Source organism: Pandoraea captiosa (assembly GCF_902459775.1).
Taxonomy (GTDB): Bacteria; Pseudomonadota; Gammaproteobacteria; order Burkholderiales; family Burkholderiaceae; genus Pandoraea; species Pandoraea captiosa.
Map to the genome: position 1 here is coordinate 54,205 of NZ_CABPSQ010000015.1, position 26,389 is coordinate 80,593.

Sequence of the window (26,389 nt, forward strand, 5' to 3'; positions counted from 1 at the left end):
CGCAATCCGATATCGAGGGATGACGGCGCGACGCTGCGCGTTTCTTATCTGGGTTTTGCGGGGTGTCGGGCTTATTCTTCGAACGACGCCATGCCCGACTGCTGGTAATTCTGAAGACCGACCTTGCCGATGAGTTCGATCTGCGTTTCCAACCAGTCGATGTGCTCTTCGGTGTCGTGCAGGATCTCGTTGAAGATTTCGCGGGAGACGAAGTCCTTCACGCTTTCGCAGTGAGCGACGCCTTCCTTGCAGGTCTTCTGCGAGAGGTATTCGAGCTTCAGATCGCACTGAAGAATTTCTTCGGTGTTCTCACCGATGAGCAGCTTGTGCAGATCTTGCAGGTTCGGCAGGCCGTCGAGCATGAAGATGCGTTCGATCAGCTTGTCGGCGTGCTTCATCTCGCCGATGGATTCGTCGTACTCATGCTTGCCGAGCTTCGTCAGACCCCAATGGTTGTACATGCGGGCGTGCAGAAAGTACTGGTTGATCGCGGTCAGCTCGTTGGTGAGCTGCGCGTTGAGGAGTTCGAGGACTTTCTTGTCGCCTTTCATTTCGGATCCCTGTTTTATGCAGTTTGCAAGCGGTTGAAGAGTAGCCTGAAAAGCGCGGAAAGCCAAGCTCTGCAAGGCTTTTCGTGAACCGAGGTGCGAATGGTAATGCGATCCATTCTCGCTCTGACGCGTGACGTTTTTTGCCTCTTCGTCCAACGCATCGGCGAGCATCCGATCGCGTTGGCGCGACGAAAAAAAGCCCGGACCATGCCGGGCTTTCTTCTGCAGGTCGACGACGTGAAAACCGTCGACCGGATGCCAACGCGCTCAAAAGCGGGTACACAAGCGGGTACACAAGCAAGTGCACCAGCAGGTGCACAAGCAAGTTCGCCCGCTGAGCGAACGCGAGGCAGGTACCGATGAGACTTACTGCGCTGCGACCGGAATCTTGCCGATCTTGGCCTGCCATTCCTTCGGGCCGGTCTGGTGCACGGAGACACCGGTCGAGTCCACGGCCACCGTCACCGGCATGTCCTTGACGTCGAACTCGTAGATGGCTTCCATGCCGAGGTCTTCGAAGGCCAGAACACGCGCAGCGCGAATCGCCTTCGACACCAGGTAGGCGGCGCCACCGACGGCCATCAGATAAGCGGCCTTCTGCTGTTTGATGGCCTCGATCGCTGCCGGGCCGCGTTCCGACTTGCCGATCATCACAGACAGGCCGAGCTTGCCGAGCATCAGGTCGGAGAACTTGTCCATGCGGGTGGACGTGGTCGGGCCTGCCGGGCCGACGACTTCGTCGCGCACCGGATCGACCGGGCCGACGTAGTAAATGGCGCGGCCCTTGAAGTCCACCGGCAGCGGTTCGCCCTTGGCGACCATGTCGGCAATGCGCTTGTGCGCGGCGTCACGGCCGGTGAGCATCTTGCCCGAGAGCAGCAGCGTCTGACCCGGCTTCCAGCTCGTGATTTCTTCCGGCGTGAGGTTGTCCAGGTCGACTCGTTTGCTGGTTTCCGTGTTCGGCGCCCAGTGCACGTTCGGCCACGCGTCGAGCGACGGTGCGGCCAGGAACGACGGGCCCGAGCCATCCAGCGTGAAGTGCGCGTGACGCGTGGCGGCGCAGTTCGGGATCATGGCGACCGGCTTCGAGGCGGCGTGTGTCGGGTAGTCGAGGATCTTGACGTCGAGCACGGTGGCCAGACCGCCGAGGCCTTGCGCGCCGATGCCCAAGGCGTTGACCTTCTCGAACAGCTCGATACGCAGCTCTTCGTTCCAGTTCTGCGGACCGCGCTTGATCACGTCATGGATGTCGATCGGATCCATGAGCGATTCCTTGGCGAGGACCATGGCCTTCTCGGCCGTGCCGCCGATACCGATACCGAGCATGCCCGGCGGGCACCAGCCGGCGCCCATCGTCGGGACGGTCTTCACCACCCAGTCGACGATCGAGTCCGACGGGTTGAGCATCACGAACTTGGACTTGTTTTCCGAGCCGCCGCCCTTGGCTGCGACCGTGATGTCCACCTTGTCGCCTTCCACGATCTCGTAGTGGATGACGGCCGGCGTGTTGTCCTTCGTGTTCTTGCGACCGGCTTCCGGCGGCGCCACGATCGAGGCGCGCAGCACGTTGTCCGGGTGCATGTAAGCCTGGCGCACACCTTCGTTGATCATGTCGGTGAGGCTGCGCTTGGCATCCCAGCGCACGTTCATGCCGACCTTCACGAACACCGTGACGATACCGGTGTCCTGGCACAGCGGACGGCGGCCTTCGGCGCACATGCGGCTGTTGGTCAGGATCTGGGCGATGGCGTCCTTGGCTGCGGGGCTTTCTTCGGCCTCGTAGGCACGGCCCAATGCCTGGATGTAATCGTCCGGATGGTAGTAGCTGATGTACTGAAGGGCACCGGCGACGCTCTGAATGACGTCGTCTTCTTTAATGACGGTAGACATGAAACGGCTCTCGACTTAGTGGGGACTGATATTTGTAATGACTTACTGATGCGGGGTTGCGTACGCCGGCGCGTGACTATCGTTCGTCATCTTGTTGACGTACGCCATGACGACGGCGGAAAGCAGGAAAGCACAGTGAATGATCACTTGCCACATGACGGTGTGCTGTGTCTGCTGAGACGCATCGATGAACGTCTTGAGCAGGTGAATCGACGAGATGCTGATGAGTGCCATCGACAGCTTCACCTTGAGCACGCCGGCGTTCACGTGATCGAGCCACTCCGGCTCATCGGGGTGGCCTTCGACCCCGAGGCGGGAGACGAAGGTCTCATAACCGCCGATGATCACCATGATGAGCAGGTTCGAAATCATCACCACGTCGATCAGGCCGAGCACGACGAGCATGATCTGTGTCTCGTCGAAGGTGGCGGCGTGGGTGATCAGGTGGAAGAGTTCGACGAGGAACTTGTAGACGTAGACGCCCTGTGCGGCGATCAGCCCGAGGTAGAGCGGCAGTTGCAGCCAGCGGCTGAAGAAGATGACGCGGGGCAGGGGGCGCATGGGGCGCGAGTGACGCGTCGGCGAATTTGACGTGTTGGACGTATCAGACGTTTCAGACGCGTGTGACGGTCGGCCAGAAGTCGACATGGCGGTTTTGACGAAGTGAGGGCTTGGGCCCGCGCACGGGGGGCGCGAGCCATGTTTTTCGGTGAAATCGAGTACGGGATTCCTTGTGCCTGATAGCGCGTCGCGAAATCCGGCATGGCGGGCATTTTACAACGTCTTGCGCCCGCGCCTGTGTCCGATTCAGTCGCGGGCCGGCAATAGCGTCTTTCGCGATCCGGAGGACGGCAGCGCGGCGAGCACGATCCCGGCCACGGTCAGTGCCAGCGCGCCGCCTTGCGCGACGGACAGTCGTTCGTCGAGAAAGATCACGCCATAAGCGGTCGCCGCGACCGGCACCATGGCCGTGAAAACCCCCGCAAGCTGAGCGCTCACGTGGCGGATCCCGCGCATCCAAAGAAAAAACGAGAAAACGCTGGCGGCGAGCCCGTACCAGACGATCAGCGCCCAGTGCCCGGGCGTCAACGCCGCGTAGTCCACCGCCATCAGTCCCACGATCCCGAAGGGCAGCATCAGCACGCCGCCGATCAGATGCGTGTAGGCGCAGATGTCGATGGCAGGCAGTTCGGCTGCGAGCCGTTTGGACACGATCACGTAAATGGCTTCGCACACGACCGCCCCGAGCACCAGCGCGTTGCCGAGCCAGGCGTTGGCCGCAGCGCCGGCGTTCGCGCCATGCCCATCGCCCCGCGAGACATTGAGCAGCGCCACGCCCGCGATCGCGAGCCCGATGCTCACGAGCGTGCGCCGCGACGGGTGCTCGCGCAGCACGGCCCACGACAGCAGGGCGACACACGCGGGCAGCGTCGCCGTGATCACGCCGGCGGCGGTGGCCGTCGTCATACGCACGCCGAACAGGATCAGTAACGTGAACAGGAAAGTGCCGAAAAACGTCTGCACGAAGAGATGCCCCCATTGGCGACGCGTCACGCGGCGCATGGCGGACGGCCGGTAGCGCGGGGAGAGGGCGACGATGGCGATCATGAACCGCCACAGGGCGAACGCGGCGACGGGCATGACGGCCACCATGGTCTTGCCGATACCGACGTTGGTGCCGACCAGCGTCATGGCCAGCGCCAGAGCAAAACTGGGAAATCGTGCGAAGAGACGATCCGTGGTGGAGGTGCGCGGGGTGCTGTCAAGCGCGTTGTTACCGGACGATTCAGGCGTAGAGGTCGAATTCACGGGCGCTCCGGGCGATTCCGGGGTGGCAGGATGGGGGTGATGAGCGTAGGATTGTAGCGATTACGCCACAGTTTGCTGCAATGCGACAACGCGATTTGCGTGAGTCCCGCACGTACGGCGCGGCCGTCGGGTGCACCAGTGTAAGGCGTTAGTAAGTCGCTCGTCTTAATGTGACGTCAGCGATCTGTTTAAGCTTGATTGCAATCGTTTTTGCATATCCATAAGAGGGGACAACTCATGGCAGCAATTGAATCGGTATTGCAGGAGCAGCGCGTGTTCGCGCCGCCGCAGGCGCTGGTCGCCAAAGCGAACATTTCCGGCATGCCCGCCTATGAGGCGCTATGCGCCGAGGCCGAGAAGGATTACGAGGGATTCTGGGCGCGTCAGGCGCGCGAGAATCTGGCCTGGCACAAGCCGTTCACCAAAGTCCTCGACGAGACCAACGCCCCGTTTTATACGTGGTTCGAAGACGGTCAGATCAATGCGTCGTACAACTGCCTGGACCGCCAGATCGAAGCGGGACTGGGCGACAAACCCGCTATCCTTTTCGAAGCCGACGACGGCACGGTGACCCCTGTCACTTACCGCGACCTGCTCGCGCGCGTGAACCGCTTTGCGAACGCGCTCAAGGCCAAGGGCGTGAAAAAGGGTGACCGCGTGGTCATTTACATGCCGATGTCGATCGAAGGCGTGGTCGCAATGCAGGCATGCGCGCGCATCGGCGCGACCCATTCGGTCGTGTTCGGCGGCTTCTCGGCCAAGTCCCTCAACGAACGCGTGATCGACGCCGGCGCGGTGGCCATCGTTACCGCCGACGAGCAGATGCGCGGCGGCAAGGCGCTGCCCCTGAAGGCCATCGTCGACGAAGCCCTCGCCATGGGCGGCTGCGAACACGTGAAGTCGGTGATCGTCTACCGCCGCACGGGTGGCAATGTGACGATGCAGGCCGGCCGCGACGAAGTGTTGCAGGACCTCGTCGCCGGACAATCCGACCAGTGCGAGCCGGAGTGGGTCAGCGCCGAACATCCGCTCTTCATCCTCTATACCTCGGGCTCGACGGGCAAGCCGAAGGGGGTGCAGCACAGCACGGGCGGCTATCTGCTGTGGGCGTCGCTCACGATGCAGTGGACGTTCGACATCAAACCGGACGACGTTTTCTGGTGTACGGCGGACATTGGCTGGATCACCGGCCATACGTACATCGCTTACGGCCCGCTGGCCGTGGGCGCCACGCAAGTCGTGTTCGAGGGCGTGCCGACGTATCCGAACGCCGGTCGTTTCTGGGAAATGATCGGTCGTCACAAGGTCACGGTGTTCTACACCGCCCCCACGGCGATCCGTTCGCTGATCAAGGCGGCCGAGCAGACGCCGGAAGTGCATCCGAAGCAATACGACCTGTCGTCGCTGCGCATTCTCGGGTCGGTCGGCGAGCCGATCAATCCGGAAGCGTGGATGTGGTACTACGAGAACGTTGGCGGCGGTCGTTGTCCCATCGTCGACACGTGGTGGCAGACGGAGACGGGCGGTCACGTAATTACGCCGCTGCCTGGCGCAACGCCGCTGGTGCCGGGCTCGTGCACGCTGGGGCTGCCGGGCGTGGCAGTTGCCATCGTCGACGAGACGGGGCAGGACGTACCGAACGGGCAGGGCGGGATGCTGGTGATCAAGCGTCCGTGGCCGTCGATGATTCGGACGATCTGGGGTGATCCGGAGCGTTACAAATCGAGCTACTTTCCGTCGGAGCTGGGCGGCAAGATCTATCTGGCGGGCGACGGTTCGATTCGCGATGCGAAGACCGGCTACTTCACCATCATGGGTCGTATCGACGACGTGCTGAACGTGTCGGGTCACCGTATGGGCACGATGGAGATCGAGTCGGCGCTGGTGGCCAACCCGATCGTGGCGGAGGCTGCGGTGGTGGGGCGTCCGGACGACACGACGGGCGAAGCGATCGTTGCGTTCGTGGTGCTCAAGCGTTCGCGTCCCACGGGCGACGAGGCCAAGCAACTGGCGCTCGAACTGCGTAACTGGGTCGGCAAGGAAATCGGCCCGATCGCCAAGCCGAAGGACATTCGTTTCGGCGACAACCTGCCGAAGACGCGCTCGGGCAAGATCATGCGTCGCTTGCTGCGAGTGATCGCCAAGGGCGAAGAGATCACGCAGGACACGTCCACGCTCGAGAATCCGGCAATTCTGGACCAACTCAAGCAGGCGCAATAAGCGTTAGTCGGCGCGGGATTCCTGTCCGTTAGCGTCCGGCCATGGCAACTCGCTCGCGGCCCGACGCGCCCGATCATCGGGGCGCGTCGGGGCACGCCGACCGCGGTGAATTCAGTGATCTCGCTGATTTCGCTGATGTCGGCGACACGCCGTCGGACAACTCGTCTGACGGCGTGTTTGCCTTGGCGGGGGCGTTGACCGGCACGTTGATGGGCGCGGGACGTGCGCCACTGACGCCACTTCGTTCGACTTCGTTCGGCTTCGAGCCCAATGGCCGGTTGGCCACGTCATGGCTCATGACGAGCGCGCGTTCGACCTTCACTTCTTCGTACCTCTCGTCTGGCACACGATATGTCGACCGGTAGCGTTGATCCCACCAGCTTGCCGCCTGACATCGACTGGCACGGCGCGGCAGCCGCGATTGCGGCACATCATTGGCGTCGCACGTTGTGGCTGGTGGCCGTGCTAATGGTGATTGGCTTCGCGGTAACGTTCGTGCCGCAGTTCTGGGCGCGCGAATGGGCCTCGATGCGATTTGCCGGATGGCCGTTGCCGTTCTATATGGGCGCGCAAGGCGCAATCCTGATAGACATTGGCCTGATCGTCATTTACGCCCTTGTGCAGCGGCGCAACGATGCGCGATATCGCTCGGCGTTGCAGGCGCTTCGCGATGAGCGTCGTGATTGCCTCGGCCTGAGCGGCGAGGCGTCGGCGCCCGAGATCGCATCGGGCACGTCGCGGGGGACGGTTTCCCGTTCCGCATCAGGCGCCGTCTCGGCGCAAACCTACCGATGAGTTTCACGCGCAGGCTGCTGCGCTACTACCTGTATTACACGGCGGGCTTTCTTGCGTTCGTGCTGATGATTGGCCTGCTCGAGAAGGTCAACGGCCCGGGCGTATGGATCGGCTACGCCTTTCTTTTCGTCACGATTGCCGTCTACGCGGTAATTGGCCTGATCTCGCGCACGTCGGACGCTGCCGAATACTACGTTGCCGGACGCCGCGTGCCACCGATGTTCAACGGCATGGCGTGCGCGGCAGACTGGATGAGCGCGGCGTCGTTCATGGGGTTGGCGGGATCGCTGTACGTCTCCGGTTACGACGGGCTCGCCTATGTCATGGGGTGGACGGGAGGGTACTGTCTTGTGGCGTTCCTGCTCGCGCCGTACTTGCGCAAGATGGGGCGATACACGGTGCCTGACTTCCTCGGCACGCGATACGACAGCAATCTGGTGCGAGCCTTGGGGGTTTTTTCGACGATCTTGTGCTCGTTCGTCTACCTCGTTGCGCAGATTCAGGGGGTGGGGCTGATCGCGTCGCGCTTCATTGGTGTCGAATTCACCATCGGCATCTTTTTCGGGTTGGCGGGCATTCTCGTGTGCTCGTTCCTTGGCGGCATGCGCGCGGTGACGTGGACGCAGGTTGCGCAGTACATCATCATGATCACCGCCTTTCTGGTGCCGACCGCGATGATCGGCCACCAGACGGGCAACGGCTGGTTCCCGCAATTCAGCTATGGCGAGGCGTTGGCGAAGGTCGAGGTGCTGGAGAAGGCGCTCAGGGATTCGGTGCCGGAGCAGGAGGTGCGGGACTACTACCGGGAGCAGGCTGAGCAGATGCAGCGTCGGCTGGACGGGTTGCCGGATACGTTTTACAGCGAGCGCGCGGAGTTGGAGCGACAGTTGCTGGACACGAAGCGTCGCAACGGTCCGTTGCGCGACGTGAAGGTGCTTGAGGCGAAGCTGGAGGCATTCCCGCGCGATGTGGGCGAGGCGCAGAACCAGTGGTTGGAGATGCGCAATCAGTATGTCGAGCGCAGCGAGCCTCCGCGTGCGATGACGGAGCCGTTCCCGGCGAAGGACGACACGACGCGCAGCTCGCAGCGTCTGAATTTCCTGTTGTTGATGGTGTGCCTGATGATCGGCACGGCGAGTTTGCCGCACATTCTTACGCGCTACGGCACGACGGCGACGGTGCAGGGTGCGCGCAGTTCCGTGGGGTGGACGTTGTTCTTCGTTGCGTTGCTGTATGTGAGTGCCCCGGCGCTGGCGGTGATGCTCAAGTACGACGTGCTGCTGCATCTGGTGGGGGCGCGGTACGAGAATTTACCGGGGTGGGTGACACAATGGCGGCATGCGACGCCGGTGCAGCTGGACATCTCCGATGTGTACCGGGATGGCGTGGTGCAGTGGGGCGAAATCTGGATGCAGCCTGACATGCTTGTGCTGGCGGGGCCGGAAATTGCGGGGCTGCCGTATGTGATATCGGGTTTGGTGGCGGCGGGGGCGTTGGCGGCGGTGTTGTCGACGGCGGACGGGTTGTTGCTGACGATTGCGAATGCGTTGTCGCACGACGTCTATTTCCACATGGTCGACAGGAATGCATCGAGTCAGAAGCGCGTGACGACATCGAAGATCCTGTTGTTGTGCGTGGCGATGTTTGCGTCGTATGTGACGTCGTTGAAGTTGGGGAACATTTTGTTCCTGGTGGGGGCAGCGTTTTCGCTGGCGGCGTCGTGCTTGTTTCCGGCGTTGGTGCTTGGGGTGTTCTGGAAGCGGACGACACGCCTGGGTGCGACGGCCGGCATGCTGAGCGGGTTGTTGGTGTGCGTGTACTACATCATGACGACGTACCCTTTCTTTACCCGTCTGACGGGCTTTGCGGGTTCGCGCTGGTGGGGCGTCGACCCGATCTCGGCGGGCGCGTTCGGGGTGCCGGTGGGGTTTGCGGTGGCGATCGCGTTCAGCTTGCTGGGCGCCCGCCCGAGCGAGCGCGACCGCCATCTGGTGGACCATCTGCGACGCCCGTAATACGGGGCATGCGACGGATTTTCGCTCCGGATGACACGAAAGACGTGAGATGTTGCCGCCGACCTGCTATAATGCGCGACCATTCAGGAGAGATGGATGAGTGGTTTAAGTCGCACGCCTGGAAAGCGTGTATAGGTTAATAGCCTATCGGGGGTTCGAATCCCCCTCTCTCCGCCACCGACACATAAGGCTTTGCAGCGAAGTGGCCACTCAGCTTGTGCAATAGATGCGCAAGTGTGCAATAGAGGGGGCTGCAAAGTTCACTTCAGCGGCATCACTTTCTCGGCTTTACGGCGATACACGCGACGCGTGGTCCTGCTGTCCTGCAGGGAGGCTGCCGGGCACACCAGCATTGCTCTGTTCGATATAGAGATTAATCGTGTCGACCTGCATCTGGCTCAGCGACATGATGCTATCGCCTGTCTGAGCACGGGTTTGTGTAACGCATTCTGTCCATGCGAAATCTCCCCCATTACCTTAGCGGCAAATTACGCTGTCAACAAACCGGTTGATTGCATCATCAATGCTTACAAAACTATCTGTAATCTCCGCGCTAACGGCCCCCATCAAAGCAACTCCGTCGTTTCGGGTTGTATGGTACTGATACACACTAAAGTCTGATCCTAAGCTTACGAAGAGGACGTTTCGTCCATCAGGCGCTTGGAAGTGGTAATACGTCTCGCTCCTTCCGGCTGCAAGGCTCCTTTGAAACGTCGTCATACCTGGCTGGAAGTGGGAATCATTAGCCGAAGGAGGAAGTCCTCTTGAGAGACTGTCCTCTAGTCCTGGGCCGATTGAGCGACCCGTGATAGTAAGGCGAATCACATTGGCCACTACAGGCGTATGCGGGGAGCCGGCATCCATCGATGGGTACTTAAGCGCAAGAATCGCATACCCGGTCCCCACTATTGGAGTGAAGCCTTTCGGAAAACAAAGCTCCACATATCGGTTCGCTTTATGATCCAACACCCCGTGATTTTCTTTTGCATGCACCGCGGTAGCTGAAATCAATGCGCACAGTACTGTAATAAAGAAGCGAAAAATTGTCCTGCGCATGCTCTCCCCCTTTTAGCAAACACATGTCGCATGCGTTTCGTCAAAATTCATGACTGAATGAGTGCTACCCCATCAGCATGCTCGGGTCGTCATTCGCGTGAAACTCATAAGCTCCTAGCGAATATCCATACGTTTTCGGTTGCCCACTTCACAGAATCAACTATTTCGCTTCGCAGATAATTGAACATAAATCTAATTACGTACAACTAAGAAAAAACCCTAATCGCCGGGCGGAACCGTACATCAGCGAACAGACCGGACGGGCAGGAGGATGGGACCCGCTGTGGCGCGATTTCATGGAAAAAGTTCTTGAGGAGACAGACGTCGCCGAGAGATTTTCTGAGCACGACTTGCGCGCTACAGCAGTGAGTGACGCTGAGGCGTTGGAGCATGCTCAGGCGCTGCTATCGCACACGGATACAGGAGTCTTAGTATTCGCAACATCTGCCGGTTGGATCGTTACTGGAAAGCAGTTGGTAACGTCATTCACGGAATTGGCGCAACTGGATTCCAACGGCGACGGGATTATCGACGCGTCTGATCCAGGACTCTCAATGCTGAGTGTGCGGATAGCCGCAGTAAATCACCGTGGCGTAGTTCCGCGAGCAGGTTTACGCGGATGTACGCCGGCACAGCCAAGACAATGCCCGGCTTTCGCTTCGATGCCAGAGAGAAGCATCCCGATAGCTTCCAGTCTTCGACGTAGCGGGTTCTGGGCGGAGCGCTTGCGAGCCGTAGTTTGCTTGGCGTGAAATTGCAACTGCGAGGGCAGATGAGGGCGGCGCGATGCTGCGGAGACAGCCGAAACATGGGCGGGGCGATACCCGGGCAATTGCCGATCCACCAGCCAAAGTCTGCCCGCAGCGCGCCCTCCCCAACGCCACTCAGATCCCCAAATAGACCGACATCCGGGCCATTGGCGAAATTCCTTACTTTGTATTACATTCGGTTTCCGATGCGTCCTGGGCGGCGCACACCCGTGCTCGACACGGAAACGCGAGCTACATCGCGGAGCACTGGGGTCCTAAGAATTGCCGTTCTCCGGGGAAGGCCAGAGGGTTCTCGGTCGCCAATCACCATGCACGGCGTAATGCGAGAGGAAACTCATGGTTCCACGCAAACTCAGGCGCGTGAACAGCCGAGCCAAGGCCAATTCCCTGCGGCGCACACCGCCTACCGAGGCAGCCTCCTTTGCCCGTCAACCTCTCGCATCGTCCCCCGACCCATTCGGCGCGAGATTCGTTCGCACCGCAGGCAGCGCGGCCGTCACCCTGATGCTTGCGGGCGTTGTCCCCCCGGCGTGGGCGGCATGCTCAGTGACCGATATCAGCGGTTGCAGTATGCCCGGGGGGGCCGGCGCCACCCTGCCCACGCGCAACGGCGGCGCCGGCGGTGCAGGTAACGGTCAGGGAGGCGGGGCAAGCCAGAGCGCCGGGGGCCAGACCGCGGGGGGCTGGAATACGACCGGCGCAGGTGGCGCTGGCGCGGCGGGCGGCGATTCCACCAGCCCGCCAGCGGGCGGCCCCGCGCTCACGATCATGAGCACCGGCATATCGCTCAACGGCCAAACGATCGCCGGCGACGCCGGCACCATCGGACCAAGCGGAAACTTCTACGGCAGCGGCGGGAATGGCGGCAATACCGGCGTGTATTACACCGGCAACGACATCAACATCTCATCCAACACCACGATAACCGGCGGGGCCGGGGGCAAAGGCGGCGATCCGATCGCCGGTGCATCCAGCTACGGTGGCGGCGGCGGCGGCGGTGGTAGCGGGATGATGTCGGCCGGCTACGTGGCCGTCATCACCAATAGCGGCGTGATCACCGGGGGGGCAGGCGGCGCCGGGGGCTCCGGCGAGCTAGGCGGTGGCGGCGGTTCGGGAGGCGACGGACTGCTCGCACTGCGCGGTAGCGCCACCATCACCAATACCATTACCGGCGTGATCAGAGGCGGCACGGGAGGCGTCGCCGGCTCGAGTGGCGCAGCTGTCACGCAGGGGGCCGTTGAAGGCTCCGGGGGCACCGGTGTCAATCTTGCCGGAACGTACAACAACGTCAACAATGCCGGAACGATCGCGGGCGGCGATGGTGACGTGGGCGGCGCAGGCATCGTGACCCGAGGTTCGGACATCATCTCGAATATCGGGACCATCATGGGCGGGACAGGCAACGGCAGTGGAACAAGAGCCGCCGCCATCGAGTTTGGCGGTCGGAACAACGTGCTGATTCAGGCGGATCCCTCGATTTCCCACACGACCCTCCTCGGAAGCCTGCTTTTCGATGCCGGGGCGAGCGCGACGATCGTCGCGAGAGGCGTACTGAACAACGACGTCATTCTCGGCGACGCCAATTCGGCGGTCATTTTCTCCACCGCGTCCAACAACAGCACGACCCTGACGGGCGTCGTTTCCGGCGCCGGTTCGCTGGCGCTCGTCGGTACGAAAACGCTGACGATGACGGCGGTGAACACCTATACCGGTGCGACCACGATCGGTAGCGGTGGGGTACTGGCACTCGCTGGCAACGGCAGTGTTGCGACTTCCAGCAGCGTGAGCGCCGACGGCACGCTCGACATCTCGGCGACGACGAACGGCGCTTCCGTGAAGCGGCTTGCGGGCGGCGGCGCGGTCGCGCTCGGCGCGCGCACCTTGACCATCACGGATGCCGATGCCTCGGACACGTTCTCCGGCGTCATCGGCGGATCCGGTGGCCTGACACTGAACGGCGGCACGCAGACGCTCTCGGCAGCGAACGTCTACACGGGCGCGACGACAATCAACGCAGGGACGCTGGTGCTGACCGGCGCCGGTCAGCTATCGTCGTTGACGACGATCGCCATGCCGACCAGTGGCGCAACGTTCGACATGTCCACTGCGGGCGCGCAATCGGTTGCCGGGCTGAGCGGTGCGACCGGCACACGCGCGCTCATCGGGGGAAACACGCTAACGGTCAACGCGTCGAGCGATAGCATCTACGCCGGGGAATTCGTGGGCAGCGGCTCCCTTGTCAAGCAGGGCGGTGCAAGGCTGGTGCTCAATGGCGCCAGCACGACTTTCGCGGGCACGACGAGCGTAGACGCCGGCACGCTAGAAGTCGGCGACGCCGCGCACGACAGCGCAACGCTGGGCGGAGACGTGGCAGTGGCGGCACAAGGAACGTTGCGCGGACATGGCACGATTCTCGGTAACGTGACCAATGGCGGTACCGTGGCGCCAGGCGGCTCGATCGGCACCTTGCGCGTTACCGGCAACTATGTGCAGGCGTCCAACGCGACGCTTGCCATCGAAGTGAGTCCGACCTCGGCGTCACGGCTCAACGTGACCGGCGGCGCAACGCTGAACGGCGCGCTCGCCATCACGTACGCCCCGGGCACCTATCAGGCAACACGCTACACGGTGCTGAGCGCGACGAACGGTGTGAGCGGTCGGTTCTCATCCGTCACCGGCACATTGGCGGCAGGCGCCAATCTCGGCAGCCTGCAATCGTCCGTTGCCTATGGGGCCAATGATGTGACGCTGTCGCTGAACGCGCCGGTTCCCGGCGATCCCGGGAGTGCCGGGCCTTCGAATCCTGCCGGGCCCTCCACGCCATCGACCCCATCGACCCCATCCACGCCATCGACCCCGTCCGCGCCGGTCGTCATTGCCCCGAAGAACACGAGCGCCTACACGGCACTGGGCACCGCTGCGCTGCTTAACGCACAGTCGTCGTCGGCGGCGGTGCTTGAGCGAGTCGCGCAACGCCCGGCAACTACCGGCGTTGCCACCGGCGACGCGCCACCGGCCGCTCCGGTACTCTGGGCGACGGCCACCGGGCTACACGCTCGTGTGGACGGTTCAAATGGTCAACCCGGCTACCAGGAAAATCAATACGGATTCCTCGCCGGGGCGGAAAAGGCCGTCGATCGGAATACCTTCGGTTTGGCCGGAGGCTATTCCCACGCCGATCTCTCGGATCAGGGGGCGGCGAGTTCGGGCACTCGTGACACGCTGCGTCTTGCGGCGTATGCGAGCCGGGAGATGGGGCCGGTCGATGTCGCCGCCACCCTTGGCTACGGCCTCCATTTTCTGTCGCAGAAGCGCTCGTTCGCAGGCATCGGTACCGCCGAGGGCGATCATATGGGGCAGGAGTTCACGGCGGCTGCGCAGGCGAGTGCGCCGATGATGCTCGGCGGGCTCGGCGTGACGCCGCGCGTGGGCCTGCGCTTTGCCTACTTCCACGCGAACGGCTTCGACGAAAGCGGTGCCGGCGCTCAGAACCTGCATGTCGGCACCGATAATTCGCGCAGCCTGCAACCGTTTGTCGGCGTGACGTTCGACAAGTCGTTCGGCGACGCGGTGCGACCCATGAGCGTTCAGTTTCGTGTGGCATACGCGCGCGAACTGCTCGATTCGGGCCGAGCCATCAATGTCGCTTCACAGGACGGCACGATCTTCGTCGCACCGGGTGTGAGCTTGCCGCGCGACTTCCTGACGCTCGGTGCGAGCTTCAGCGTGACGCTGGCCAAGCGTCTGGACGTGACACTCGCCTACGACGCGCTCGTCAACACCGGAGGCGCATCGTCGCAGGCAGGCAGCCTGAAGGTGAACTACCGGTTCTGAACGGGGTAGGGCGATGGCGCCGGACCTTAAACCGCCATCGCCGCGCCGTCGCTGCGTGGATCGTGGGCGCCGGTGGCCAACCCGTCGTCTGCGATGGCGATGACGCCTGCCTGGCCCGCCAGCGCGCTATGCCTGGGCAGCGGCGCGACGGCGTGGCCCAGGGCTGCGAGCGCAGTCATCACCTCATCGCCCACGTCGCTTTCCAGCTTCAGATTGTCGCGACTGTCGGAAAACGTACGCCCGAGAAGAAAGCGCGGATGCGACAACGCTTCGTGAGGCGACATCCCGTAATCGATCAGACGCGTGAGCAACACGCTCAGCGTTTGCGGCTGACCGTCTGCGCCCTGCGTGCCGTACAGGAGTCGCGCACGACCATCCTTCAGATACATGCCCGGGTTGAGCGTGTGAAACGGACGCTTGCCCGGCGCCAGGGCATTGGGATGCGCGCTGTGCATGGGCCGAAAGGCCGCGCCACGGTTGTGCCACAGCACACCGGTATCGCCGGCCATCACGCCGCTGCCCCAGTCGAAGTAAATGGTCTGCAACACACTCACCGCTCGCCCGGCGGCGTCTGTCGCAGCGAAATACACCGTGTCGCCCTCGCGAAAGCGGTGCGGCCATGCCAGTGCCGCATCGTCATCGATGCGCGACGCCGCCGCACGAAGCCGCTCGTCGGACAACAGCATCTCCACCGGCACATCGGCGAACTCAGGATCGGCCACATATCGATCGCGATCGATGAAGGCCTGCTTCACCGCTTCGACCAGCCGGTGGTAGTAGGCCGCGCTGCCATGCGCGCAATCCTTGAGCCCGAGACGCGCGAGTATCCCCATGATTTGCAGCGTCGTCACCCCTTGCGTGGGCGGTGGCAGCGTCGCCAGTACACCGTGCCCATAAGGCATCATGAGCGCGGGCGATACACGCACGCGCGTAGCCGCGAAATCGTCCCGCGTGAGCGGCGATCCCGCCGAGCGCAATCCATCGGCCAGACGCGCAGCCAACTCGCCCTCATAGAATTCGCGCGGGCCGCCGTCGGCCAGTCGCCGCAGCGTGAACGCCAAGGCTGGTTGCCGGAATGTCTCACCGACGCAGGGCGCGCGGCCATCAGGCAGAAACGTCTGTGCGAAGCCTCGCCATGTGGCGTCATCCCGCATTTCGTCGGCGCGGTACGTGTACCAGAAGTCTTGCGAGCGCCCCATCGCAAAGCCGTCTTCGGCAGCCGCAATCGCCGGCGCAAGTAGCGACGACCACGACAACTTGCCCCCCCACTGTTCGCGACTCACCCGATAGGCCGCCTCCCACGCCGCGACCGTCGCCGCCGTCGTCAGCGCAGAGGCCGGGCCGCGCACGGGAACGGCTTCCCCGCGATGCAAGTCCGCCGGCAACCCCCGTGCCGCTTGCCCGATACCGGAAATGGCAAGCGGCGCGCCGTCGGCAGATGCACCGTCGGCCAGTAGCCAGAAGCCGTCGCCGCCGAGCCCCGTGAAGTGCGGCATCGTCACGCACAGCATCGCTGCGATGGCGATGGCCGCTTCGATGGCGTTGCCGCCTTGCTGCAATACGGCACGACCTGCGGCGCTGGCCGACGTATGCGGACTCGTGACCAGACCGGCGCGTCCGCTCGCATTTGCCAACGGCAGACCACTCATGCCGCTGACCTCGTCGCGCGCCGTCATGCCATCGCTCCTGATGTTCCTGTTTCTGCTCCTGCTGCGCCGGTCGCCTCCGCCGCCTGCGTCCCGCCGAGGTATGCCGCCGCGAGACGCGCATCGCCTGCCAGTTCGCTCGCCGAACCGCTCACCGTCACACGTCCTTCTTCGAGTACATAACCCCGGTCGGCAATCGACAGGGCCATGGCCGCCATCTGATCGACCAGCAGCATCGACAGCGACTCGTGGCGCAGTGCGTCGAGCGACGCGAACAACTCGGCGATGACCTTCGGTGCGAGACCCAACGATGGCTCGTCGAGCAGCAGCACGCGTGGAGACGACATCAATGCCCGCGCAATTGCCAGCATTTGCTGCTCCCCGCCCGAGAGCAGCCCGGCGCGCTGATGCTGCCGCTCACGAAGACGCGGATAACGCACGAACATCTGCTCGATGCGCGCGTCGAGCGTGGTGCCGGGCAGACGCCCGCTCGGAAAGGCCCCGAGACGCAGGTTATCGAGCACCGAAAGCTCCGGGAACACCTGCCGTCCTTCCGGCACGAGCACGACGCCCAGGGCGGCAATCTTCGCCGCGTCCAGCCGCGACAGGTCGCGTCCATTGAACGTGATGCCGCCTCTCACCGGACGATGCAGCCCGGCCAGCGCACGCATCAGAGTCGATTTGCCGGCGCCGTTGGCGCCAAGCAGGGCGACGAGCTCACCGTCACGGACCTGAATCGACACGTCGTGCAAAACCGGCGCGGCGCCGTAGCCCGCCGTCAGCTTGCCGACACCCAGCACCTCGGGCGTTCCCACCGCCTCTCGCCCGGCGCTTACCGGCGCATGCGCCGTCGACGCCCCCAGATAGGCCTGCCGCACGCGTTCATCGTGACGAATCGCGTTCGGTGTGCCTTTCGCTAGGAAGCGACCCGCGTCGATCACGACAATGCCGTCCGAGACGCCCATGACCAGCGACATATCGTGCTCCACGAGGCCCACGGCCACACCGCTTTGCGCAATCTGCCGCAGCAGTCGGCCCAGTTGCGCCTTGTCCTGCGTGGACAGACCCGCGGCCGGTTCGTCGAGCAGCAGCACGCTGGGACGCGTTGCCAACGCCCGCGCAATTTCCACCAGACGCCGGTCGACATGCGCGAGATCGGCCGCCATCAGACTCACGTCACCGTGATAGCCGCACGCCCGGAGCAGCGCATGCGCTTCGTCGCGTCGCGTGCTGCCCTGCATGCGAGCGGTGCCGAGCAGCCCGCCCAGGCGCCCCGCGCTCAACGCGAGCGTCACGTTATCCAGCACGCTCATGCCGCCGAAAAGTTGTGACGTCTGATACGTACGCGCCACCCCATGCCGCGCACTGTCGCAAGCGCCGCTGGCGACCAGAATGTCGGTGCCCAGCGAACGCGTGCCGGACAGCGGCCGGTAAAAACCGGAGAGCATATTGAGCACGGTCGACTTGCCCGCGCCGTTCGGACCGATCAGGCTCGTGACCTGGGCCGCAGGCAGTTCGAAGGAAAGATCGGCCACGGCGCTCACGCCGCCGAACGTCATCGTAAGCCCGTGCGCAGCGAGCGCCTTGCGCTGCGACGCAGCGAGCATCGGCAAGCTCAGCGCCGATGTCGCGCCGAGGTCGGCGTCGGCCGGCGCCGCGCGTTGGCGGGACTTCCACCACTGACCGAGCACCCCGATCACCCCATTGGGCGCGCCCCACAGCACGACCAGCAGCAACACGCCGAAACACAACAGGCGCAGGTTCTCGAGACTGGCAAGAAACTCGGGCAGCAGGCCGACGATCACTGCGCCGACGAGCGGCCCGGCGATCGTGCCTGCACCGCCGATCATCACGACGAGCACGAACAGGATCGATTGCAGAAACGAGAACATGCCCGGCGTGACCATGCCTTGCAGCGGCGCGAACAATCCGCCCGCCAGTCCGGCAAGCGCCGCAGAAAATGCGAACGCAACCGCCTTGACGACCAGCGGATTGATGCCGATCGATGCCGCCGCCGTTTCGCTGTCGCGCACGGCGCGCATGGCGGCGCCCCAGGCGCCGCGCGAGACACACGCGTAGATCAGCAACGCCACCGCGAGTACCGCGAGCGATGTGATCGCCACGACACGCTCGCTGCCCGCGATACCGAATACGCCCGGCGGCACCACGCCCATCAGACCGTTCTGGCCGCCCGTCAGTGCGCGCCACTCGACCGCACCATGCTCGACGATGAAGCCGAAGGCGATCGTCACCATCGCCAGCCCCGGACCCCGCACGCGAAGCGCCGGTATCGCGAGCAAACCACCGGTGAGCGCCGCGATAACGCCGCCCGCGAGCCAGGCCGGCCAGAATGGCCACCCCGCCTGCGTGGTCAGAATCGCCACCGCATACGCGCCAATCGCGTAAAACCCCACGTGACCGAACGACACCTGCCCCGTGAGGCCGAGCAACAGGTTCAGCCCCACGCCGCAGATGGCGAGCAATGCCACACCGGCAATCACCACGACGAAGTAGCCGTTCACCACGCACGCCGCACCGGCCGCGGCCAGCAGGGCGACGGCCAGCAAGGCGGTGAGGGCGAGGCCGTCCCGGGAGACGCGTCGCGCACTCCGCGTGCTTCGTATGTTTCGTGTGCTTGGTGTGTTTGGTGTGTTTGGCGCCGATGGTGGCGGGGAAGGGGGCGGTGCCAGCTGCAAAGAAGAATCGCTCATACCTTGCGCACCTCCGCGCGACCGAACATGCCATCGGGGCGCATCGCCAGCAGCACGATGACCAGACCGAACGTAATGATTTGTGTGTAGCTGGATCCGAGCGTTGCTGTGATCATCGCTTCGGCGACGCCGAAAAGCAGACCCGCGATCATGACGCCCCACGCGCTGGACAAGCCGCCAAGAATGGCGACCGCAAACGCCTTGAGCCCGAAGACCGTCCCCATGTCTGCCTGCACATTGAACAGCGGTGCAATCAGCACGCCGGCAATGCCCGCGAGTAATGTCGAGACTGCAAACGCGCCCGCGATGGTGCGCTGGATGGGAATGCCCATGAGACGCGCGGCATCGCGGTTCTGCACAACAGCGAGCATGGCCACCCCCCAACGCGAATGACGCAGCACGTAATGCAACACTGCTGCGAGCGCCAGACCCACGACCGGAATCAACAGTTGCAGCGGATAAACACCCAGTCCGGCGTCACCGATTTGCAGCGAGCTTTGGGCCAGCGCCGAGGGCAGGCTGCGCGGCTCCGTGCCGAACGTCAGCATGACGAGGTTGTCGAGCACGATGCCCAGCGCCACAGTGGCCATCAGCCAGGCGCTCGATCCGCGTCGCACGAAGGGCTGAACCGCAAGCCGCTCGACGACCAGTCCGTAGACGGCGCAAAGCGCAAGCGCCGCGACGACCGCGACGGGCATCGGCCACCCGAGCGTCTGGGCGAAGGTGTACGCCAGCACGGCGCCCAGCATCATCGAGCTGCCCTGCGCGAAATTGACCGTCGCGCTCACCGCGAACGTCAGATGAAAGCCGAGCGCCATGAGCCCGTACATACTGCCGAGCCCAAGCCCGGCGACAAGCGCCGAGATCCATTGCATGAGATATCCTCCGGGACGCCGCGCGGCGACGCCCGTTCATTGGTCGTGTGACGATTCGCGGGACTTACTTTGCTGCGACCTTCGCGCCGGCCGCCGCCACCGGCACGATTCGGTTGTCGATGAATTGCGCCCACACATAGTCCTGCGCGGACAGCGCGTCATGCTGCTGCTCGCTGAACGGCTTCACGTACGTCTTGATGAGACCTTCGTAACGATCGATCTTGTAGAAGCCCGTGCGGATCGCATCGCCGCTGGTGGAACCCGCCCGGTCGATGGCGAGCGCTGTGAGGCGCATGGCGTCGTACGCGTTGGCAACGCCGACCGCTGGCGTGATGTCGTCCGGTCCCTTGATGTCGGGGTACTTCGCCTTGAGCGCCGCAACGACACGGGTGCTCACCGGCGAGGTCGCTCCGAAGAAGCTGTATGTCTGCACGAAATGCACGGTCTTCGCGTTCGGGCCAGCCAACTCGGTGAAGCGTCCGCCCGCAGGACCCCAGTGCGAGACGATAGGGACCTTCCAGCCCATACGGTCGAGCGACTTCACGACCTGCGCCGACGGACCGACATTGCCGACCATCAGCAACGTGTCGGCGCCGGCGGCCTTCAGGCGTCCGAGCTGCGGCGTGACGTCCACGTCGTTCGCTTCGAATTTCTCCACGGCGGCAGGCTTCGTGCCCTTGGCGGTCAGCGCTGCCACGATGCCCTTCTCGTTCGATTCGCCCCAAGGGTTGTTGACGAGGATGAGGCCGAGCTTTTTCGCGCCGAAGGTTTGTTGTGCATAGCTCACCATCGCGCCGTCGACGATTTCATCGACAGCCGACACGCGAAACACGTAGTTCGGATTGGCGCCATTGTGGGTAATCGGCGTGCCTGCGGCCCACGGCCCCATGAACGGCACCTTTTCCTGATTGGCGATGGGCACGATCGCCATCGACACCGGCGTGTCCAGACCCCCGAAGAGCACCGCCACTTTGTCCTTGTAGATCAGCTCGCGTGCGGCGAGCACGCCCTTGGCCGGGTTGCCTTCGTCGTCGCGGCGCACCAGTTCGAGCTTGCGTCCGCCCAGTACGCCGCCGCTCGCGTTGATCTCGTCGATGGCGATGGTCATGCCGCGCGTGAGGGCTTCACCGGCGCGTGCCGACTGGCCCGAGAGTGCGGTGACCAGTCCGATCTTGACGGTGTCTGCCGCATAGCCGGCGGCGCTCACACACAGGGTGGCGGCCGCCAGCGCGACGGCGCTCACACGAAGCCAGCGACGGCGGGAAGGGGCGGCAACCGGTGTCGTGATGGCGGCACCGACGGCGTTTTGACGTGCTGAGGCGGACATGAGCTATCTCCGTGAAGACGCATCGAAGCGATGCATCGGAAGCGAATCGAAAGAACGGCTGAGCGTTCGGCGTCCGGGTAATACCCGCGATGTCCCCGGCGTACGCAAAAGGCATGCCACCTCGTCGACATTTCGCGTGAATCGTGTCGCACGATATGAGCGACAGGGTGTTGACGATCTGGCACTGAAATTGCGAACGATTCGGTATGACGTTCGTTGACGATGCGTTTTGCGCCAACTCGGAACGCGCCCGCACTCTCGCGGTGCGCGAATGTTTCAAGACGACACACGATGACCCTGACACTTCCGCTTCCGCAACCCGACGGTCCTGCCACCGGCGATACGCGCTTCGGCGCACTTCGCTCGCATGACCGTTTCGACTACCTGCCCATCACCGCGCGCGATACGTATCGCTGGCCCAATGGGGCGCGTCTGGCCGTCTATCTCGGCTTCAATCTGGAACACTTCGCCTTCGGTGAGGGGTTGGGCGCGAATCTCGGCCCCGTGTCGCCGCAGCCTGACGTCCTCAATTACAGCTGGCGCGAATACGGCAATCGGGTCGGTGCGTGGCGTTGTCTTGACCTGTTCGGCGATCTGGCGATGCGCGCGGGCGTCGTGCTCAATACCTCGTTGCTCGATCACTGTCCCGAACTCGTCCATGCCTGTGTGGCGCGCGGCGATGAACTGATCGGGCATGGCCACACCAATGCGCACCGGCAAAGCGACTTCGAATACACACACGAGCGCGAGTTGCTCGCGCACTGTCGTTCGCGTCTGACGGAGACGACCGGCTACACGCCGTCGGGATGGCTCTCGCCGTGGATTTCCGAGACACACCACACGCCGGATCTGCTCGTACGCACCGGCTACTCCTATACCCTGAACTGGTGCCATGACGACCGGCCCGTGCGCATGCGCACCGCGCACGGCACGTTGTGGTCGGTGCCGTATCCGCAGGAAGTGAACGACATTCCCATGATCGTGGGACGCCAGATGGACGGCGCGGCCTTCGCCGACATGATTGCCGACAACTTCGACGAGATGTACGCGCAGGCCGAGCATCCGACACGCGCACAGCCGCTGGTGATGGGCATCGCCCTGCATCCCTATCTTGTCGGGCAGCCGTATCGTCTGCGACATTTGCGGCGTGTGCTCACCCCCATTGCGCAGGCGGCGCAGCGCGGAGAAATCTGGATCGCGACGCCGGGCGACATCGCGGCCCACGTGGCATCGGTGAGCGAAGCCAGCCCCGACGCGGTCAAGGGGTGAGCGAATCATGTCGCTCAAACCGCATTGCCCGTCATGTCCCGATTGCGGGACTTCCCCCTTGTTGACCTTGCCGTCCATGCCATCAGAAAAGCCGCTTTCCCATGCACGCCGCCAGGCGCCCGACGCCGCTGCCGTCACCACGTCCACCATGCCTGATGCCGCTCGCGCTTCCTCGGTGCGGGAGCGAGACACCGGGACCCGACTGCTCTCGTTGCACACCCCGGTCGCAGCGTCCGCGGTCGACGACGAGCAGAGCGCCGAGATGCGCATCGAGACGCACATCTATCGCACGATCGTCGATGGCGTACTCGCGCACCGGCTCACGCCGGGCACGAAACTCCCCGAGCCGGAGCTTTGCCAGTTGTTCGACGTGGGACGTGCGGTGGTGCGAAGGGTGCTGGACCGATTGGCCCATGATGGCATCGTGACGCTCAGGCCGAACAAAGGCGCCGTGATTGCGGAACCGACCCCGCAGGAGACGCGCGAGATCTTCGAGGCGCGGCGGGCGTTGGAGCGCTCGCTGGTGGCGCTGGCCGTCGAACGGGTGACGCACGACGATCTTGCGATGCTGCGTCGGCAACTCGACGCCGAACACGCGGCCATGCACCGCTTCGATCAGCCCTCGTGGGCGCGACTGGCGAGCGACTTTCATTTGCGCGTGGCGGCGCTTGCCGGCAACGCCGTGCTGTTGCGTTATCTGACCGAACTGATTTCGCGCTGTTCGCTTATCGTCGGACTGTACGAGCCTCCCGGCTACGCGCCGTGCGAACACGACGAGCATACGGCGATCGTGGCGTGCATCGAGCAGCGCGACGCCGAAGGGGCCATTGCCCGGATGCAGTCGCACCTGGAAGAGCTCGAACGTCGCATCGAGACCACCCGCATGCGCGGGCAGAAGAGTCTGGCCTCGTTGCTCGGTCTTCCGGAAGTGGCGCCTGCCGAGGACGCCGTGCCCGCGCCACCCCCCGTCAAACGCGCCAGCCGAAAGCGCGGCTGAGGACATCGTATGGAAATCGACTTTCGTCAAATTACGGCTTATCAGCGATACAAGCTGATGGCCAGTCTGATCGTGCCGCGCCCGATCGCGCTTGTCACGACGATCAACGAGGGCGGCACCGTCAACGCGGCGCCGTTCTCGATGTTCAACATGCTTGGCGAGGAACCGCCGATCCTGATGCTCTCGATCAATCGGCTCGACGACGATTCGCTCAAGGACACCGCCACCAATATCCTGCGAGACCGGGCGTACGTCGTGCACCTGACGGACGAGGCCATGGCCGCCCGCATGCACGCATGCGGTGAGCGCCTTCCGCCAACCGAGAGCGAGCTTGTCCATGCAGGACTCACGCCCGTGGCGAGCAGCCTCGTCGCGCCACCGCGGATCGCCGAAGCGCCGGTCGCCTTCGAATGCACCTTGTGGGAGACGCTGGAGACGCCCAGCCGTCACATCTTCATCGGACGCGTGGAGCGCATGCATGCGCGCGACGAGCTGATCGACACCGAGTCATGGCGTGTGCGCCTGCAAAACTATTTCCCTGTCGGGCGCTTCGGTGCGAGCTTCTACGTGGACACGCGCAATCGTTTCTCTCTGGAGCAGCAAGACGGTCGCCTCACGGCAACGACTGCCGTCGACGAGATGTGAGTTTCCCCGACATTCCGTAACACGACGCCGCATGACCGGGCGCCGGCATCTGCGACTGCCGCCGGCAGTCCACGGCGCTTGTCCCACCTGCAATTTTTCCTCCTCATCTTTTCGACCTTCGCGCCGCCCGGCGTTCTCGCTTTCGGTGCGCGGCGCACGCGTGCGGTGCACGCACGCACCCGGTCGAGACGCATGAGCGTACCGGCTCGCCCCCTGACTTTCCCCATTCCTGCCGGGCATCTCCCAATGCCGGCGGGCTTTTTCGCGTGTCGTCCCGATCGTTGGCACGCTTCATGCTAATTGACGAGTATTCAAGTGACTTGAATGGGTTTCATGTTTATTTCCTAAAGCCAACCTTCGGCAGCATCGGCCTGACAAGGAGCATCATGCATAAGTCTTTCTCTCTCATTCGTACGCTGGCGGCGACACTGACCGGCTCGGTTGCGCTACTCACGGCCACCTCGGGGTGGGCGCAAACCGCCGATCTGCTCGCGCGGATCAAGGCGAACAAGGAAATCACGATTGCCACGGAAGCACGGTATGCGCCGTTCGAGTCGGTCGAGAACGGCAAGATCGTCGGGTATGACGCCGACCTCATGCAGTACGTCCTCAAAGCGCTTCCCGACGTGAAGGTCAAGCAACTCGATCTGCCTTTCCAGGGATTGTTGCCCGGGCTCGACGCAAAGCGCTTCGACATCGTGGTGACCGCCGTCACCATCAACAAAGACCGCGCAAGCCACTTCGCATTCACCGTGCCGGTGGCCGACGCCACGACCGGCGTCCTCGTGCGCGCGGGCGACAAAGCGATTGCCACGCCGACTGATCTGAACGGCAAGACCGTCGGCTCGCAAACCGGTTCGGCCCAACTCCAGGCACTCATCGCGCTGGACAAGAAGCTCAAGGCGGACGGCGGGGCGGGCATCAAGCAGATCAAACAATATGTCGCGTTCGACGAAGCCTATGCCGATCTCGCCGTCGGTCGTATCGATGCCGTGGCGCAATCGGTTGCCAACCTCGGTCCGCTGATGAAGGCGCGCCCGGGCGTATTCACGATTCTGGCGCAAACCATCGGTCCGAAGACTTACTTCGCTTGGGTGGGCCGCAAGGACGCCGACAGTGCCTCGCTGGTCAAACTGTTCAGCGACGGCATCGCCCGCGCCAATCGCGACGGCACGATGAAGCAACTCCAGCAGAAGTGGTTCGGCTCGACGATGGATGTGCCGGCAGACGCCGTTCCCGAACCCACGATGTAACGCCGCTGACGCGCCTCACCTCGCCATGTCCGACACCATGAATGCTCCCGCACTCGGCCCCGATCTCGTCGCCCGATGTCTCGGCTATTTGCCGCAGATGCTCGATGGGGCGCTCACGACCCTGTGGATCTCGGCGCTTGCCGTGGTGTTCGGCTTCTTCGGGGGCGTGTTTCTGCATCTCGTGGAAAGCGGGGGCGGGCGTGTCGCCTCGCGCGTTGCGCGCGCCTACATCAGCGTCGTGCGCGGCACACCGGTGCTCGCGCAGTTGCTGGTGTGCTACTTCATTCCGTCGGCGATGGGTTTGTCGTGGCCGGGCAGCATGGCCGCGGTGATCGGCCTTGCGCTGAACACCGCCGCATATCAGTCGCAGATCCTGGGAGCGGGCTTTCGCGCCATTCCTGCCGGGCAGATCGAAGCGGCGCGGACGTTCAATCTCACGCGCTCGCAGACGCTCTGGCGCATCGAGGTGCCGCAGGTCGCTGCGCTGACCTCGCCTGCGCTCGTCTCGGAGGTGATCGACGTTGTGAAGGCGTCCGCGGTGGTGTCGGTCATTACGGTGACGGATCTCACGCGCGTGGGCCAGCAACTGGCGTCCGCGACCTATCGTCCGCTGGAGGTGTATTCGATGGCCGCACTCGGCTATCTGGTGATCACGTCGCTGGTGTCGGTCGCCGGCGCCGCCTGGGCACGCCGCATGGCGCGCCGTAGCTAAAGGGGGAGTGCCCA

Annotated in this window: 17 protein-coding genes and 1 tRNA gene; 10 read left to right on the forward strand and 8 right to left on the reverse strand. The window is 63.6% G+C overall.

Annotated elements, in window-relative coordinates; all coding sequences use genetic code 11:
* Positions 1 to 71: 71 nt before the first annotated feature.
* The 4 genes from bfr to PCA31118_RS24390 form a co-directional block, all read right to left on the reverse strand.
* Positions 72 to 551, reverse strand: coding sequence for a bacterioferritin (bfr, locus tag PCA31118_RS24375; protein ID WP_044454353.1), 480 nt, complete (start codon positions 549 to 551; stop codon positions 72 to 74).
* A 366-nt stretch (positions 552 to 917) separates the two neighbouring features.
* On the reverse strand, positions 918 to 2,441 hold the full coding sequence (locus tag PCA31118_RS24380) for a fumarate hydratase (RefSeq protein ID WP_150627548.1): 1,524 nt from the start codon (positions 2,439 to 2,441) through the stop codon (positions 918 to 920).
* A gap of 42 nt (positions 2,442 to 2,483) precedes the next feature.
* Positions 2,484 to 3,002: a TIGR00645 family protein gene (locus PCA31118_RS24385; protein WP_150627549.1), complete on the reverse strand. Its 519-nt coding sequence runs from the start codon at positions 3,000 to 3,002 to the stop codon at positions 2,484 to 2,486.
* 246 nt (positions 3,003 to 3,248) lie between these two features.
* Entirely contained in the window at positions 3,249 to 4,145 is an 897-nt protein-coding gene (locus tag PCA31118_RS24390) for a DMT family transporter (RefSeq protein ID WP_281356309.1), read from the reverse strand.
* Positions 4,146 to 4,487: 342 nt separating this feature from the next.
* On the opposite strand from PCA31118_RS24390, the gene acs reads away from it, so the two are divergent.
* From acs to PCA31118_RS24415, 5 genes are all read left to right on the forward strand, one after another.
* Entirely contained in the window at positions 4,488 to 6,470 is a 1,983-nt protein-coding gene (gene acs, locus PCA31118_RS24395; protein WP_150627550.1) for an acetate--CoA ligase, read from the forward strand.
* Between the two features lie 351 nt (positions 6,471 to 6,821).
* Complete coding sequence (locus tag PCA31118_RS24400) at positions 6,822 to 7,265, forward strand: DUF4212 domain-containing protein (protein WP_150627551.1); 444 nt, start codon at positions 6,822 to 6,824, stop codon at positions 7,263 to 7,265.
* Positions 7,262 to 9,280, forward strand: coding sequence for a sodium:solute symporter family protein (locus PCA31118_RS24405; RefSeq protein ID WP_150627552.1), 2,019 nt, complete (start codon positions 7,262 to 7,264; stop codon positions 9,278 to 9,280). Before PCA31118_RS24400 ends, PCA31118_RS24405 begins: the two co-directional genes overlap by 4 nt.
* Positions 9,281 to 9,366: 86 nt before the next feature.
* Positions 9,367 to 9,457, forward strand: a tRNA-Ser gene (locus PCA31118_RS24410).
* 2,195 nt (positions 9,458 to 11,652) lie between these two features.
* Complete coding sequence (locus PCA31118_RS24415; protein ID WP_150627553.1) at positions 11,653 to 14,940, forward strand: autotransporter outer membrane beta-barrel domain-containing protein; 3,288 nt, start codon at positions 11,653 to 11,655, stop codon at positions 14,938 to 14,940.
* 26 nt (positions 14,941 to 14,966) lie between these two features.
* Here PCA31118_RS24415 and PCA31118_RS24420 read toward each other — a convergent pair whose 3' ends face one another.
* From PCA31118_RS24420 to PCA31118_RS24435, 4 genes are all read right to left on the reverse strand, one after another.
* Positions 14,967 to 16,616 carry a gamma-glutamyltransferase family protein gene (locus tag PCA31118_RS24420; protein ID WP_150627554.1) on the reverse strand — a complete coding sequence of 550 codons (1,650 nt, stop codon included), beginning with the start codon at positions 16,614 to 16,616 and terminating at the stop codon, positions 14,967 to 14,969.
* Positions 16,613 to 19,297, reverse strand: coding sequence for a branched-chain amino acid ABC transporter ATP-binding protein/permease (locus PCA31118_RS24425; RefSeq protein WP_150627555.1), 2,685 nt, complete (start codon positions 19,295 to 19,297; stop codon positions 16,613 to 16,615). The genes PCA31118_RS24420 and PCA31118_RS24425 overlap by 4 nt, the downstream gene beginning before the upstream one ends.
* Complete coding sequence (locus tag PCA31118_RS24430) at positions 19,294 to 20,172, reverse strand: branched-chain amino acid ABC transporter permease (protein WP_150627556.1); 879 nt, start codon at positions 20,170 to 20,172, stop codon at positions 19,294 to 19,296. The genes PCA31118_RS24425 and PCA31118_RS24430 overlap by 4 nt, the downstream gene beginning before the upstream one ends.
* A gap of 64 nt (positions 20,173 to 20,236) precedes the next feature.
* Positions 20,237 to 21,499 (reverse strand): ABC transporter substrate-binding protein, encoded by a 1,263-nt coding sequence (locus tag PCA31118_RS24435; RefSeq protein ID WP_150627557.1) that lies wholly within the window; start codon positions 21,497 to 21,499, stop codon positions 20,237 to 20,239.
* A 291-nt stretch (positions 21,500 to 21,790) separates the two neighbouring features.
* Between PCA31118_RS24435 and PCA31118_RS24440 the strand changes: the two genes are divergently transcribed.
* The 5 genes from PCA31118_RS24440 (at position 21,791) to PCA31118_RS24460 (ending at position 26,375) form a co-directional block, all read left to right on the forward strand.
* The gene (locus PCA31118_RS24440) at positions 21,791 to 22,768 is read left to right on the forward strand and encodes a polysaccharide deacetylase family protein (RefSeq protein WP_150627558.1); all 978 of its coding nucleotides are present in this window, start codon (positions 21,791 to 21,793) and stop codon (positions 22,766 to 22,768) included.
* A gap of 262 nt (positions 22,769 to 23,030) precedes the next feature.
* Complete coding sequence (locus PCA31118_RS24445) at positions 23,031 to 23,765, forward strand: GntR family transcriptional regulator (protein WP_150627594.1); 735 nt, start codon at positions 23,031 to 23,033, stop codon at positions 23,763 to 23,765.
* 9 nt (positions 23,766 to 23,774) lie between these two features.
* Positions 23,775 to 24,410, forward strand: coding sequence for a flavin reductase family protein (locus PCA31118_RS24450; protein WP_150627559.1), 636 nt, complete (start codon positions 23,775 to 23,777; stop codon positions 24,408 to 24,410).
* Between the two features lie 386 nt (positions 24,411 to 24,796).
* Positions 24,797 to 25,663 carry a transporter substrate-binding domain-containing protein gene (locus tag PCA31118_RS24455; protein ID WP_150627560.1) on the forward strand — a complete coding sequence of 289 codons (867 nt, stop codon included), beginning with the start codon at positions 24,797 to 24,799 and terminating at the stop codon, positions 25,661 to 25,663.
* A 37-nt stretch (positions 25,664 to 25,700) separates the two neighbouring features.
* Entirely contained in the window at positions 25,701 to 26,375 is a 675-nt protein-coding gene (locus PCA31118_RS24460; protein ID WP_150627561.1) for an amino acid ABC transporter permease, read from the forward strand.
* The last annotated feature ends 14 nt before the right edge of the window (positions 26,376 to 26,389 follow it).

Excerpts from the sequence above, each read along its gene's own strand:
- bfr (WP_044454353.1), bottom strand. The coding sequence starts at position 551 with ATGAAAGGCGACAAGAAAGTCCTCGAACTCCTCAACGCGCAGCTCACC.
- PCA31118_RS24380 (WP_150627548.1), bottom strand. The coding sequence starts at position 2,441 with ATGTCTACCGTCATTAAAGAAGACGACGTCATTCAGAGCGTCGCCGGT.
- PCA31118_RS24385 (WP_150627549.1), bottom strand. The coding sequence starts at position 3,002 with ATGCGCCCCCTGCCCCGCGTCATCTTCTTCAGCCGCTGGCTGCAACTG.
- acs (WP_150627550.1), top strand. The coding sequence starts at position 4,488 with ATGGCAGCAATTGAATCGGTATTGCAGGAGCAGCGCGTGTTCGCGCCG.
- PCA31118_RS24400 (WP_150627551.1), top strand. The coding sequence starts at position 6,822 with ATGTCGACCGGTAGCGTTGATCCCACCAGCTTGCCGCCTGACATCGAC.
- PCA31118_RS24405 (WP_150627552.1), top strand. The coding sequence starts at position 7,262 with ATGAGTTTCACGCGCAGGCTGCTGCGCTACTACCTGTATTACACGGCG.
- PCA31118_RS24420 (WP_150627554.1), bottom strand. The coding sequence starts at position 16,616 with ATGACGGCGCGCGACGAGGTCAGCGGCATGAGTGGTCTGCCGTTGGCA.
- PCA31118_RS24425 (WP_150627555.1), bottom strand. The coding sequence starts at position 19,297 with ATGAGCGATTCTTCTTTGCAGCTGGCACCGCCCCCTTCCCCGCCACCA.
- PCA31118_RS24430 (WP_150627556.1), bottom strand. The coding sequence starts at position 20,172 with ATGCAATGGATCTCGGCGCTTGTCGCCGGGCTTGGGCTCGGCAGTATG.
- PCA31118_RS24435 (WP_150627557.1), bottom strand. The coding sequence starts at position 21,499 with ATGTCCGCCTCAGCACGTCAAAACGCCGTCGGTGCCGCCATCACGACA.
- PCA31118_RS24440 (WP_150627558.1), top strand. The coding sequence starts at position 21,791 with ATGACCCTGACACTTCCGCTTCCGCAACCCGACGGTCCTGCCACCGGC.
- PCA31118_RS24445 (WP_150627594.1), top strand. The coding sequence starts at position 23,031 with ATGCGCATCGAGACGCACATCTATCGCACGATCGTCGATGGCGTACTC.
- PCA31118_RS24450 (WP_150627559.1), top strand. The coding sequence starts at position 23,775 with ATGGAAATCGACTTTCGTCAAATTACGGCTTATCAGCGATACAAGCTG.
- PCA31118_RS24455 (WP_150627560.1), top strand. The coding sequence starts at position 24,797 with ATGCATAAGTCTTTCTCTCTCATTCGTACGCTGGCGGCGACACTGACC.
- PCA31118_RS24460 (WP_150627561.1), top strand. The coding sequence starts at position 25,701 with ATGAATGCTCCCGCACTCGGCCCCGATCTCGTCGCCCGATGTCTCGGC.